Below are 12,324 nucleotides of genomic sequence, written 5' to 3' on the forward strand. Positions count from 1 at the left end.
ATTCCTCTTTGTATAAAAAAGTCTATTTGTGTCAAACTAACTTTGCAACGTCGCATAAACGCAAGGAGATTGTGTCGAATGAACAAAAAGAATTTCAAACAAAGCAAAGCAACTGATGGCATTGATGTTGAGTTCTCTCGCGAACTCGCTGACCACAATGACTTAGAAGCAAACGCACGTGCAAATGCCGCTGATGCACGTCAAAAGCGCCAATCAACCGAAAAATAAGGTACATCACAACCTTATTCTTTTCAAAAGGGACCTACTACCCAACAAAATAAACCGAGAGACATCTCTCGGTTTATTTTCTATATTTTTTTGCATAATGAGCCAAAGTAAGCAATGGATATATATGAGCATAACTATGATAACGAATATAAAACCCACCTGGTAAACCTGTTCCAGTAGGATATTTTTCATTTATATAAGAGTTGGAGAGCAAATATGAAATACCTTTTCGAATGACTGGCGTTTCTTTATCATAGTAAGAAATGAGGGCATCTAACGCCCATGCTGTTTGGGATGGTGTACTAAATGGCAAAGTAACAAATCTTTTTTCCACACTACTTTGGCAAGATTCTCCCCAGCCACCATCTTCATGCTGTATATGTTCAAGCCATAAAGCTGCTCGTTTCACTGATGGATCGCTAGATGGTATTCCTAGTGACCGTAAACCAGTCAACACTGCCCATGTCCCATATATATAACAAATTCCCCATTTCCCATACCACGATCCATTTTCCTCTTGTACATTCATTAACCAATTTATCGCACTTTGTTTTTGTTTCTCGGGCAATTCATTTTGCGTATACGTTCCGAAAAATTCTAATACCCTTCCTGTAATATCTGGTGTAGAAGGATCTGTAATCATATCACTTGCATTTTCGATTGGTAAATTTGCTAATATACGGCTCGTTACCCCTTTTTCAAAAGCCCCCCAACCACCATCATTATTTTGCAATCCTTTAACCCAATTAACCGCTCGCTTCCAAGCAGTGTCTACATTTTCGTTCCCTCTACTTCGCGCCAATGCTCTTAACGCAGCAGTTGTATCATCAATATCTGGAATCGTCGTATTCACATCCGAAAAGCCCCAACCACCCGGGAAGAGATCCGGTGCATGTACACTCCAATCTACTTTCTTCGTTTGCTGTTTTCTTAGTAAATATGCTGATGCATTGTGAATCACTTTACTTGCTTTCGGAACTTGAGCTTCTTGCAAAGCATAACTGAGTAAAGCTGTATCCCATACAGTTGATGGAGAGTTTTGCAAATGGCTCCCTCTCTCCATCTTCCATATATAAGATGTGATTCCCGTTATAGCTTTTTGAATAATTGGTGATTGAATAGAATGTCCTAATGCAAGTAAAGCATAAATCATATAAAACGAGGCAGTTGCGTAGCTATATAATGTTCCATTTTCATCAATACGCTCTTTCATAAAACGTTCTACTTCCTCATATCCTTTATGATGCAAAGAAAGTGGATACGTTATAATTTTCTTCACGTCACTTACTAACGTTTGAAAAACTGGAGACCGGTCCTCCCGAAACCATTCTCCGCCCCCGCCTGCAATGTGATTTAAATTTGGCAATAACTTTTTCCCTACTCGAAATCTTTTATTTAAACACAACATCATCGGAATTAAATGAATACGTGCTGAGCTACTCAGTTCAAAAATACTGAGAGGGGAATCATTCTGCAGAAACATAATTGGTGTTGGCAAATGAAAGAGAGAAGGATATTCATATTCTCCATGAATCGCTAATAAAAACTTCGTCATAAAATGAGCACGCGCTACCCCACCGCGCTCATTTATAAACATTTCCGCTCGCTTCATATTCACATCTTCTTTTGTATATTTTTTCGATGCAAGTAAGGCAGCATAAGATTGAATTGTAGCAGATAAATTACCACCCACTTCATCTTCATACAATTTCCATGTTCCTTCATTTGTTTGGAGTGATGCTAATCTTTTTACAAACGGTTCTATCTCTTTATCTTTACCTAATAATTTTAATAAAAAAATCATATGACAATCTGTTAGTGGCGCTCCTTCAAAACAAAACCGCCACGTACCATCTTGCCGTTGCATTGTTTGAAGTGCAGTTGTTCTTCTCGCTATTTCTTCATGCACTTTTTCATATAATAACAAGTTGCTCACCCACCCTTTCGAAATCCGTATAACGATATTCAAAAAGGTAGCTGAATATGTATAAAAACAAAGAAAAGCAGAACATATAAAATGTTCTGCTCATAAACAATACCCTACTCCGACAATAATCCCTAATAAAGCACCGACTACTACTTCATACGGTGTATGCCCAACAAGTTCATTTAACTTCTTATATTCTGTTTCTCTACCGTGAAAAAAGTCATTCAATATTTTTGCTTGTTTACTTACTGCAAGCCTTACTCCTGAAGCATCATACATAACAATAATGGCAAAAATTGTAGCAACCGCAAACATCGAGCTTTCCACGCCTTCCACTACTCCAACTCCTGTAGCAAGCGCTGTAACTGTTGAAGCATGAGAACTTGGCATCCCACCTGAAGCAAAAAACTTTGCAAAATCAAATTCACCTGTTTTAACTAATTGGAAGACTACTTTCGTTGATTGTGCTAAAAACCATGAAATTACAGCTGCCATAAGCGGATCATTATGTAAAATTGTTACCATGTACTCAACTCCTTACTGACTATGATGGAAATCTTATATAATATAAGTATAAAGAAAAATGCGTAGAAAATACTACGCATTATGATACTTTTGCTGATTTATTTTTTATAAATTTCGGTTGTTTCTGCACTAAAAACTTAGTCTTCGCTACCGAGAATACAAATAATGCAACCCATATACAGAAAAATGCAATCATATGAGTAGATGTGAAATGTTCACCAAATACGAATACACCTAAAATTAAGCTAATTGTTGGTGCAATATATTGTAAAAAACCTACCATATAAAGCGGAATAAGTTGGGCTCCTTTTGCAAAATAAAAAAGTGGTAGAGCTGTAACAATACCTGCTCCTATTAATAGTAATGTCGATAACATTGAAATAGATCCAAATGAGCCGAAACCATGGGCGCCTGTCATAACAAGGTAAATGATTGCAAGCGGTGTCACTAACATCGTTTCCATCGTAAGTCCAATTGTAGCATCATAGTTTAACAGTTTTTTCGTTAATCCGTATAATCCAAATGAAAAGGCAAGTGAAAGAGAAACCCACGGAATAGATCCGAAACGCACTGTTAAAATGATAACCCCCACTCCAGCTAAACCAACTGCAACATATTGCCAGAAGTTTAACTTTTCCTTTAAAACGACTGTACCAAGTAAAATACTAATAAGCGGATTAATATAATAGCCAAGACTCGCTTCAATAACATGATTATGATTAACGGCCCATATGTAAACAAACCAGTTTCCGCTAATCAAGACTGAAGCTATTGTTAATGACATTAATAATTTAGGTCGTTTAAAAAGATTCACAAATTCCCCAATAAACTGACGAAACCTCTTCGTAACACCTAATACGAGTAACATAAAAACAAATGCCCAAACGATGCGGTGTGCTAATATTTCATCTGCTGGAACTTCCTCAACCCATTTCCAATAAATCGGTAGGATTCCCCACATCGTGTAAGCACCAGCCGCGTATAGTATCCCTTTTTTTTGCTCTGCTGATTGACTCCCCATCTTCCTTTTTCTCCTCTTCTCATTTTTTCTCCATTATACGGTCTCACATGCTCACTTTACCAATAATCAATCTGCATTTCTTTCGACATTTCTCATACAACGAATAATAAACATACCGTTATTACAACAAGTAACGGTATGCCGAAAACAAATTTCTTTTTATGAGTTTTATGATGAAACATATACATGCCGATCCAAGCTCCAACTGCTCCTCCAGCTGCCGCCGATAAAAACAACGTACTTTCTGGCGTTCTCCACTGTTTCTTCTTTGCTTTTCGTTTATCAAGCCCCATAAGGCTAAAAGCTATAACGTTAATAATAAGAAAATAAATCCATTTCATCGCTTTCTCTCCTTATGAAAAATTCGATTAATAGTAACACGAAAAAACGACGGAAACAACTGAAGAACTCTTTTTATCCAACTAGTTTCATTCCTTTTTCTTAATTAGTTACCTTCATATTTACATAACCAACTAAAATCGCAGTTAAAGCATTTAATATAGAAAAATGTTATGAGTAGAATCTTATATTTCATTACATTCATCCACTACCATATCATCAAAAAAATTGCTCTCAATCACTTTCTCATCAAAACGAAGAACTACAATTAGCCCTACATATAAAGAAACAAAATTTAGAAACCATTCCCCATTCTCATCTTTCTTAGCTAAGCATTTAAATATCTCTTGAAATTGCATACGCTCGTCTGCAGCAACAATGGGACGTACACCAAAATATTTCAATACAAGATTCAGCTTCAGCTGTACGGATAATGATAAAATATATTTTAATAGCTTCGTATACTCTGAACTATCTTTTTGACTATACAACTTCACAAGCTTTGGATGTAAATTCGAAATCGATAATTCCTCGTCAGTCACTCTAGTTACTTCTATCGTTTCAATCATCTTTTTCATATCCATCACATTCACCCCTTCTGAAAAAATTCTAAAGCCAAAGAGTACTTAATTCAAAAATGTACAACAATTGTGCGTTTCTCGTCTCTCGTTCTTCCTCACTGACTAAATCATACTTTTTTAGGAGGTGAAAAACATCATTTAATAATTTCTGTGAATGAATACCTTGCAAAAAACTCTTTAACTCTTTAAAGATCCCTTCAGGTAAAAAATTCTTTTGACTTTCAAGCTTATTCATCACATCTTCAATAGAATGATCAATGTTACATGCCATACTAAACTTCCCCCTCTATCCTCTATAAATAATATCCTCAGCTAACGATGTAAACACTTCTCCAACAAGAGAATCTTCATCATATACAGATGAGCCATTATTTTCTTCACGTTTCGCAAAAGGTATTTTGGCAATTACTTCTGTTTGCAATTGTTCTGCAAGCATTTCGCCGCCGCCTTTTCCGAAGAGATAATTTTTCGATCCATCTTGTTCTTCATAATAAGCCATATTTTCCACAATACCTAAAATCTCATGCTTCGTATGTTTTGCCATTACACCAACTCTTGAAGCAACGAATGAAGCTATATTGTGCGGAGTTGTAACAATTATTTCTTTCGCTTGCGGAATCATCGCTGCAACATCAATCGCAACATCTCCTGTACCTGGTGGTAAATCAAGTAATAAATAATCTAATTCTCCCCAGTGCGTATTCGCAAGGAAATTTTGAATCCATTTATTTAGCATCGGTCCGCGCCACATCACTGGGTTATTTCCTTCTGTAAAGAATCCCATCGACATGATTTTAACACCGTGACTAATGACTGGAATTGCCGTTTGATCAATCATCGTTGGTTTCTTATTCGTTTCCATCATAGCTGGAATACTAAAACCATATATATCTGCATCTAATATCCCCACTTTTTTGCCCATACGAGCTAGTGCAGTTGCAAGATTAATTGTCACCGTTGATTTTCCAACTCCGCCTTTTCCGCTCGTTACCGTAATAAAACGTACTCCTGAATCCGGGCGAAGCATGCTCGGCATACCAGTTTCTGTTCTAGTATTTCGCTTTAACTTCTCTGTTAAAGCTGCACGTTCTTCTTGTGTCATAGAACCAAATGTTACCTCCACTTTAGAGGCACCAATTGCGTGAAGCGATTCTTCAATATCTTGTTGAATTTTTGCTTTTAACGGACAACCTTGGATTGTTAGTACTACTTCAAGTTTAACCTCTGTTCCGTTCATTTGTATATTTCTAACCATATTTAATTCTACAACACTTTTGTGTAACTCTGGATCCTCTACATGTTTTAATGCATTCATTATTTGTTCTTGAGTAAGCATAGAACTCATCCCTTCTCTTATTCTAATTTATATACAACATTTTCTTGGCACTTCATCTGGTGAAAAAGCTTATTATCCCCCGCTAACGGGTGGGATTAATGCGACTATATCTCCGGCTTTTATCATCTCTTCATTCATTACAAACTCTTCATTAACAGCCACCATCACTTTATCCAGCGATTGTAAACAATAGCTGGCTTTGAGCCATTCTTTTAATTGCTGCACTGTCATTTCTTGCTTTTCTGAAATTACTAATCGATCCGATCCAACTTCCTCACGCAAATTTGCAAACAGTAAAATTGTAATCATTTTCTCATTCTTCCTTCTTTGGTTTTCCTTCTGGATAAGGTGTGTTTTCAAGTTGATCTCCAACCCACATCGTTCCATCTTCCCAAAATTCTTTTTTCCAAATTGGAACGATTCGTTTTATACGTTCAATCGCGTACTCATTCGCTTCATAAGCTACTTTACGATGCGGTGATGAAACTGCAATGACTACCGCAATATCCATTATTTCTAGCCGCCCTACACGGTGCGTAATTGCTACTTTTGCATCCAGCCATCTTTCACTAATTTCTTCACCAATTCTCATAAGTTGTTTTACTGCCATCGGTTTATATGCTTCATACTCTAAATGTAGCGTTCGTTTTCCTTTTGTTAATTCTCTCACCGTACCAATAAATGTTGTAATCGCACCTGCTTCCCTTCTTGCGACTTTATTCGTTACTTCTTCAACTAAAATCGGTTTATCTACAATCTCAAATAGCACTTGTCCCATTAAAACCACCTCTCACTTTATGAAATGTCCAAGGCCATTCACTACCTTCGTTATCTTCTAATAAAAGAACATCGACAAACATATCTTTTTTATATCCTCTTGTCCCGCCCGGCAATACGATAAACGCGTTGGATTCTGCCAATGAAGAAACTGAGCTAGATTTATCAAACCCTGATGGATAAGCGATTAATTTCCCCTCATCATATTGCAATTTTGCTCGTACAAATCTTGTAAATGGATTCGGTTTTAGAAAATCTTCTCCTAATAACGCTTTTTCTCTTTTTAAATGTACTTTTTCACTAAACATATACGTCCGAATACACGGTCTTACGAATAATTCAAACCCTACGTAACAAGCTGATGGATTCCCTGATAAACCAAATAATAACTTGCCATTTAATTGTGCTACAGTCGTAACACTTCCTGGTCGCATTGCAACTTTATTAAAAAGAACAGATGCACCTAACTTTTCGTAAATAGCTGGTAAATAATCATAATCTCCTACTGATACACCGCCCGTTGTAATTAACATATCTACTTGGCCAAGCGCTTCTTTCACAGCTGTAAAACACGTATTAAAATCATCACTAAACTTCCCAAAATATTTTACTCTTCCGCCCGCTCTTCGAATTTGAGACAATATCATGTACGTATTACTGTTTCGGATTTTCCCTGGCTGTAAGGAATCATTGACATCCAGTAATTCACTCCCAGTCGCTAACAATCCAATTACAGGCTTTCTCGCAACTGGTACTTCACTATAACCGAATGTAGCAAGAAGAGCTGAAATACCTGGATTAATGTACGATCCCTTCTTTGCAAGAACGGTTCCTTTACGAGCATCTTCACCTTGAAAAGAAATATTGTCGCCCGTTTTGAATGATCGCTTCACTTCCATATAATTGTTGCCGTTCTTCTCATATTGACGAGTCAGCTCTAACATAACAACCGCATCACACCCATTCGGAATTTGTGCTCCTGTCATAATTCGAACTGCTTGAAATGGACCTACTTTCTCATGGAATAGCGATCCTGCACCAATTTCACCCACTACTTCAAATACAATTGGCGTTTCATAACTTGCTAAATTAGTATCTTCTGCTCGAATAGCAAATCCGTCATACGGCGAACGATTAAATGACGGTACATCATGGTCAGCTACTAAATCCTCTGCTAATATACGTCCATAAGCTAATTCAATTGGTAATAGCTCCTTTAAGCCCTTATCAGCAAATCCCATCACTTTACGAACAGCTTCTTCAACCGTAATTGGCACTCTTCTTTCCATTGTTGACACCCTCTCTATTAACCGAATACGCGATAATATAGTTGTTTCGCTTTCGAAATATCATTTGTACCATGAATAAAAACACGACCATCCCGAAAAAAAACGATGCGGTAATCATCGGATTGGCAAGATAGTAAATACGGATTCCGATCTACTTTTCCCAGTTTTTTTAATACTTTTTCTATATCATCAAAATTGTATTTCCTATTGTCTACTGTTCTAATTTGAACTGTATTTCTTCCGCATAGAACAGCTGCTTTCGTTTGATTTTCGTATGATAAATAAGGATAAGTTCGATTCAAACCGCATGAGAGACAAGCGTCTGTTTTTATTTTCCCTAATTTTATAAAATGATTTTGATTACTCCATATATCAAACATGAAAAATGTTTTTCTAATTGCTGAGAAATCTTCCACTAAAATTTTGAGCGCTTCTGCCACTTGATATGCTGCGACGATTTGAACAGTCGGGCTAATAATCCCAGCAGTATCACACGTCACACCTGTAACAGGGATATTTTTCAGCATACAATGTAAACACGGTGTCTCTTGCGGAATAATTATATAACTCAATACCATATGATCCAACGCAAGAACCATATACCCACGGAATATTATGTTTTTGTGATAAATCATTTATTACAAATCGAATATCAAAATTATCTGTTGCATCAATGATTACATCTACATTTTTTAATAGACCTTCCATATTTTCTGAAGTTGCATCCATTACGAAAGCATGTATTTGTACTTCCGAATTAATTTGTTCTAGCCGATTTTTTGCAGCAATTGCTTTCGGCATTTTCTCTCTCGCATCTTGTTCAGAGTACAATTGTTGCCTTTGTAAATTACTCCATTCAACGTAGTCACGATCGATAATCGTCAACTTACCAACACCTGCACGTACGAAACTTTCGGCACTTGCACTTCCTAATGCGCCTGCCCCTACAATTAACACATGTTTATTTCGAATTTTTTCTTGTCCTTTACTCCCAATTGGTTTGAACAACTGTTGTCGTGAATACCGATCAGCCATTACATACCCTTCCTCTCAAGAACTCTATTTCATATTAGAATGTTGTTTCTGATAACAAGCAAAGTAAGCAAAACCAACAAACCCAGCTCCTCCAATTACATTTCCGATAAAAACAGGAACAAAATTTTTAGCCAGATCCATCCACGTTAGATGACCAGCAAAAATAACAGCGGAAATGACAAACATATTTGCTACTACTTGCTGAAATCCAATCACTACAAATGCCATAATTGGAATCCAAATTCCGATGATTTTCCCGACAAAATCACTCGTCCCGTAAGCGAGCCAAAGAGCAAGACAAACGAGCCAATTACAACCAATTGCTAAAATCAAAGTTCTCCCAAATGATTCATGTAACTTCCCTTCCGCTATCGCTACCGTTTTATTTAAATACTCTCCCTCTGTTAATCCGCCAAGATGTCCAAAGCAATACGCAACGAAAATTGCCCCAATAAAGTTCATGAGAGTAATCCAAACCCAGTTATTCAGTACACTTATCAATGTAATTTTCTTTGCATAAAGCGCCATAGACAGTGACATCATATTTCCCGTAATTAATTCTCCTCCTGCTAATACTACGAGCATGAGTCCAACAGGAAATACCGCTCCTCCTAAAACATTCACTAGACTTCCCCAGCGCTCAGGTAAATTCCCTAAAACTCGAATGTTAAGTAAAAAACCTATCGCAATAAACGCTCCTCCTAAAAAACCGAGAATAAGCATCGCTGGCAATGTCTGTCTTACTTTTTGAACACCGGCCTCAATGACAAGCTCAGCAATTTGTTCCGGCTTATGAAATGCCATTACCCATTCCTCCATTTTCTCCAAATAAAAAAGCAGCTTCAAAAAACCTCCTCAAAATAAAGGTTTTTGAATGCTGCTTAATTTCTCTGCACATCTTTTACAGAGATATCAATCATCACTTTTACTATAAAATAGAAAATCCACAACTCTTGTAAATTTTCCATTTTTCACTATGACGCTAGCTTTATATATTAACCACCGATATGTGACATTTCAATTTTAGGTATTGTTTTCTTATTTGTATGATTTAAGCGTTCATCTGAATAACGATCTTCCCTATTATTCCATATATCGCGTACTACATCTGTAATGTCCTCATCTGTATGTTCAGAACGAAGCAATTCTCTTAAATCATTTCCTTTAGAAGCAAATAAGCAAGTATATAATTTTCCTTCTGCAGAAATACGAGCTCTCGTACATGATGAGCAAAAAGAATCTGTTACTGATGAAATAATACCTATTTCCTCATCGCTTCCTATATAACGATACCTAGTAGCCACTTCACCAGAATAATTTGCTTCTATCCGTTCTAACGGCATAACTTGATGAATCGTATCTACTATTTCTTGTTTAGAGACGACCTCTTTTAAATCCCAACCATTATAATTTCCAACATCCATATACTCAATAAAACGAAGAATATGCTTATTTTCCTTAAAATATTGCGCCATCTGCAAAATGTCCTGTTCGTTTTTTCCCTTTTGAACGACCATGTTTATTTTAATTTTCATTCCAACTTCAGCTGCAGCCTGTATTCCTTCCAGAACCCTTTGCACTTTGCTCCTATTACCATTTAAATAGAAAAACCGCTCTTCTTCTAAGGAATCTAAGCTAACTGTTACACGTGATAGTCCCGCCTTATATAAATCAGGAGCAAACTTTTTAAGTAACGATCCATTGGTTGTTAAACCGATATCTTCTACACCATCAATTTTATTAAGGCGCTCAATAAGCTTTGGAAGCCCTCTTCGAAGTAACGGTTCTCCGCCTGTAATCCGTAATTTTCTCACACCTAAAGAAACGAAAATACGTGTTATCCTTTCAATTTCATCAAAAGATAAAATTTTATCATTAGACAAAAACGAGTAATCAGGACCAAATATTTCTTCTGGCATACAATATCGGCAGCGAAAATTACAGCGATCAGTAACTGAAATACGTAAATCCTTTAACGGACGTTGCAACTTGTCTAATGTAACTGATTTCATCTTCATTGCCTCACTTTTATTTTATATTTAAAACACGTTCTGGATGGGTATATACATTTAAGGAGTGATTACGAATAAATCCTATTGTCGTAATACCTAAATCTTCCGCTAGTTGCAAAGCTAACTCAGTTGGAGCTGATTTTGATAGTATAATTTCACAACCGATTTTTGCAACTTTCAATAATATTTCCGAAGAAATACGACCACTAAAAACAATGATTTTATCTTTTATAGAAATATCGTTTCTTAAACAATAACCGTAAATTTTGTCTAGTGCATTATGCCTACCAATATCCATTCGGCTTAAAATAATACCATTAACATCACATAAAGCTGCATTATGAACCCCACCAGTACGATGAAACGTATCCGCAGATTGCTGCATTTCTTTCATTAACCGAAAACAATCATCGGCAGCAACCTGTACATGGACACCCTTCATTTTTTTTGCACTTAGTGCATCATTTGCAAAAACAAACCCTTGCCTACTCATACCACAACAAGACGTAATATAGCGTTTATTTTGCATTTGTTCATAATACGGATTTACTTTTGTCGTTGTTACATGCACAAATCCTTCTTTCTCCTGCACCCATACACTATCAATGTCTTCATACTTCCGAATGATTCCTTCAGACGCTAAGAAGCCTATTACCATATCTTCTATATATTCTGGAGTACTAACCATTGTAACAAACTCCTGTCCGTTCATTTTAATGGTGACAGGAAACTCTGTTACAATGCTGTCCTCTATATGTTTAATTGCTCCTTGTTCATAACGAAAGATTTCTCTTTCTACCTGTATCGGTTTCACGATCAGTATCCTTCTCTCACGTTATATTTTTATCAAAAACAAATACAGAAACTGCAATATCTTCTTCTACTTTCATATCTGAAAACAAATTCACTAATTTCGCTCCAACAAGTTCCTCCAAATGTTCACGGGAATTCGCAGCATACACTTCTTGAATCATTTTCGTTCTAGCCATATGAACCATTTCCGCACCGTCCATCGTACTTGAAATAAATTTTTCAGTAGGTGTTAAGTTTCCATAAAGAGTCGCTATAGCCATATTTTCCGCAAAAACAGTATGAATTCGTTCTGGTCCTTTTCCGAAAAGTTCCTTTCGAAGTTTTCGTATCATATCATTAAATTCATGTACTTTTTTTGACATACAATTATACCTCCCAAAAGCCTCATTTTACTCTATTATATATTTTACCAAAATGAGCCTTCCGCCCAAACTATTTCCT

General features: G+C 36.5%; 15 protein-coding genes and 1 pseudogene. 1 reads left to right on the plus strand and 15 read right to left on the minus strand.

From position 1 onward, the window contains the following. Positions 1 to 78: 78 nt before the first annotated feature. Positions 79 to 228: a YfhD family protein gene (locus BC_RS17730; RefSeq protein WP_001035815.1), complete on the plus strand. Its 150-nt coding sequence runs from the start codon at positions 79 to 81 to the stop codon at positions 226 to 228. A 73-nt stretch (positions 229 to 301) separates the two neighbouring features. Here the strand turns inward: BC_RS17730 and BC_RS17735 are convergent, their stop codons facing one another. The 15 genes and pseudogenes from BC_RS17735 to BC_RS17805 form a co-directional block, all read right to left on the minus strand. Next, positions 302 to 2,155 carry a terpene cyclase/mutase family protein gene (locus BC_RS17735; protein ID WP_000928147.1) on the minus strand — a complete coding sequence of 618 codons (1,854 nt, stop codon included), beginning with the start codon at positions 2,153 to 2,155 and terminating at the stop codon, positions 302 to 304. 99 nt (positions 2,156 to 2,254) lie between these two features. After that, the gene (locus tag BC_RS17740; RefSeq protein ID WP_000256363.1) at positions 2,255 to 2,680 is read right to left on the minus strand and encodes a divergent PAP2 family protein; all 426 of its coding nucleotides are present in this window, start codon (positions 2,678 to 2,680) and stop codon (positions 2,255 to 2,257) included. Positions 2,681 to 2,759: 79 nt separating this feature from the next. Then, the gene (gene rarD, locus BC_RS17745) at positions 2,760 to 3,701 is read right to left on the minus strand and encodes an EamA family transporter RarD (protein WP_000535539.1); all 942 of its coding nucleotides are present in this window, start codon (positions 3,699 to 3,701) and stop codon (positions 2,760 to 2,762) included. A 92-nt stretch (positions 3,702 to 3,793) separates the two neighbouring features. Further along, positions 3,794 to 4,042 (minus strand): DUF1294 domain-containing protein, encoded by a 249-nt coding sequence (locus BC_RS17750; protein WP_000871349.1) that lies wholly within the window; start codon positions 4,040 to 4,042, stop codon positions 3,794 to 3,796. A gap of 183 nt (positions 4,043 to 4,225) precedes the next feature. Further along, positions 4,226 to 4,624, minus strand: coding sequence for a hypothetical protein (locus BC_RS17755; protein WP_000367303.1), 399 nt, complete (start codon positions 4,622 to 4,624; stop codon positions 4,226 to 4,228). Between the two features lie 25 nt (positions 4,625 to 4,649). Continuing rightward, positions 4,650 to 4,892, minus strand: a complete 243-nt coding sequence (locus BC_RS17760; protein WP_000752374.1) for a hypothetical protein — start codon at positions 4,890 to 4,892, stop codon at positions 4,650 to 4,652. A gap of 15 nt (positions 4,893 to 4,907) precedes the next feature. After that, positions 4,908 to 5,957, minus strand: a complete 1,050-nt coding sequence (locus tag BC_RS17765; protein WP_000957508.1) for a P-loop NTPase — start codon at positions 5,955 to 5,957, stop codon at positions 4,908 to 4,910. Between the two features lie 72 nt (positions 5,958 to 6,029). Next, entirely contained in the window at positions 6,030 to 6,266 is a 237-nt protein-coding gene (gene moaD / locus BC_RS17770) for a molybdopterin converting factor subunit 1 (protein ID WP_000628500.1), read from the minus strand. 4 nt (positions 6,267 to 6,270) lie between these two features. Beyond that, positions 6,271 to 6,735: a molybdopterin synthase catalytic subunit MoaE gene (gene moaE, locus BC_RS17775; protein WP_000531881.1), complete on the minus strand. Its 465-nt coding sequence runs from the start codon at positions 6,733 to 6,735 to the stop codon at positions 6,271 to 6,273. Further along, positions 6,716 to 8,023 (minus strand): molybdopterin molybdotransferase MoeA, encoded by a 1,308-nt coding sequence (locus tag BC_RS17780; protein WP_000442200.1) that lies wholly within the window; start codon positions 8,021 to 8,023, stop codon positions 6,716 to 6,718. Before BC_RS17780 ends, moaE begins: the two co-directional genes overlap by 20 nt. A gap of 374 nt (positions 8,024 to 8,397) precedes the next feature. After that, positions 8,398 to 9,058: pseudogene (locus BC_RS28465) on the minus strand (ThiF family adenylyltransferase); the annotation flags it as partial. A gap of 24 nt (positions 9,059 to 9,082) precedes the next feature. Further along, positions 9,083 to 9,862: a formate/nitrite transporter family protein gene (locus tag BC_RS17790; RefSeq protein WP_000863998.1), complete on the minus strand. Its 780-nt coding sequence runs from the start codon at positions 9,860 to 9,862 to the stop codon at positions 9,083 to 9,085. 191 nt (positions 9,863 to 10,053) lie between these two features. Continuing rightward, positions 10,054 to 11,070: a GTP 3',8-cyclase MoaA gene (gene moaA / locus BC_RS17795; protein ID WP_000844124.1), complete on the minus strand. Its 1,017-nt coding sequence runs from the start codon at positions 11,068 to 11,070 to the stop codon at positions 10,054 to 10,056. A 16-nt stretch (positions 11,071 to 11,086) separates the two neighbouring features. Then, positions 11,087 to 11,884 carry a formate dehydrogenase accessory sulfurtransferase FdhD gene (gene fdhD / locus BC_RS17800; protein ID WP_000802695.1) on the minus strand — a complete coding sequence of 266 codons (798 nt, stop codon included), beginning with the start codon at positions 11,882 to 11,884 and terminating at the stop codon, positions 11,087 to 11,089. 16 nt (positions 11,885 to 11,900) lie between these two features. Beyond that, a complete protein-coding gene (locus BC_RS17805; protein WP_000039582.1) occupies positions 11,901 to 12,245 on the minus strand; it encodes a DUF2294 domain-containing protein in 345 nt (114 codons plus the stop codon). Between the last annotated feature and the right edge of the window lie 79 nt (positions 12,246 to 12,324).

The sequence above is a fragment of the Bacillus cereus ATCC 14579 genome, assembly GCF_000007825.1.
Classification (GTDB): domain Bacteria; phylum Bacillota; class Bacilli; order Bacillales; family Bacillaceae_G; genus Bacillus_A; species Bacillus_A cereus.

Excerpts from the sequence above, each read along its gene's own strand:
- BC_RS17730 (WP_001035815.1), top strand. The coding sequence starts at position 79 with ATGAACAAAAAGAATTTCAAACAAAGCAAAGCAACTGATGGCATTGAT.
- BC_RS17740 (WP_000256363.1), bottom strand. The coding sequence starts at position 2,680 with ATGGTAACAATTTTACATAATGATCCGCTTATGGCAGCTGTAATTTCA.
- rarD (WP_000535539.1), bottom strand. The coding sequence starts at position 3,701 with ATGGGGAGTCAATCAGCAGAGCAAAAAAAAGGGATACTATACGCGGCT.
- BC_RS17750 (WP_000871349.1), bottom strand. The coding sequence starts at position 4,042 with ATGAAATGGATTTATTTTCTTATTATTAACGTTATAGCTTTTAGCCTT.
- BC_RS17755 (WP_000367303.1), bottom strand. The coding sequence starts at position 4,624 with ATGGATATGAAAAAGATGATTGAAACGATAGAAGTAACTAGAGTGACT.
- BC_RS17760 (WP_000752374.1), bottom strand. The coding sequence starts at position 4,892 with ATGGCATGTAACATTGATCATTCTATTGAAGATGTGATGAATAAGCTT.
- BC_RS17765 (WP_000957508.1), bottom strand. The coding sequence starts at position 5,957 with ATGCTTACTCAAGAACAAATAATGAATGCATTAAAACATGTAGAGGAT.
- moaD (WP_000628500.1), bottom strand. The coding sequence starts at position 6,266 with ATGATTACAATTTTACTGTTTGCAAATTTGCGTGAGGAAGTTGGATCG.
- moaE (WP_000531881.1), bottom strand. The coding sequence starts at position 6,735 with ATGGGACAAGTGCTATTTGAGATTGTAGATAAACCGATTTTAGTTGAA.
- BC_RS17780 (WP_000442200.1), bottom strand. The coding sequence starts at position 8,023 with ATGGAAAGAAGAGTGCCAATTACGGTTGAAGAAGCTGTTCGTAAAGTG.
- BC_RS17790 (WP_000863998.1), bottom strand. The coding sequence starts at position 9,862 with ATGGCATTTCATAAGCCGGAACAAATTGCTGAGCTTGTCATTGAGGCC.
- moaA (WP_000844124.1), bottom strand. The coding sequence starts at position 11,070 with ATGAAATCAGTTACATTAGACAAGTTGCAACGTCCGTTAAAGGATTTA.
- BC_RS17805 (WP_000039582.1), bottom strand. The coding sequence starts at position 12,245 with ATGTCAAAAAAAGTACATGAATTTAATGATATGATACGAAAACTTCGA.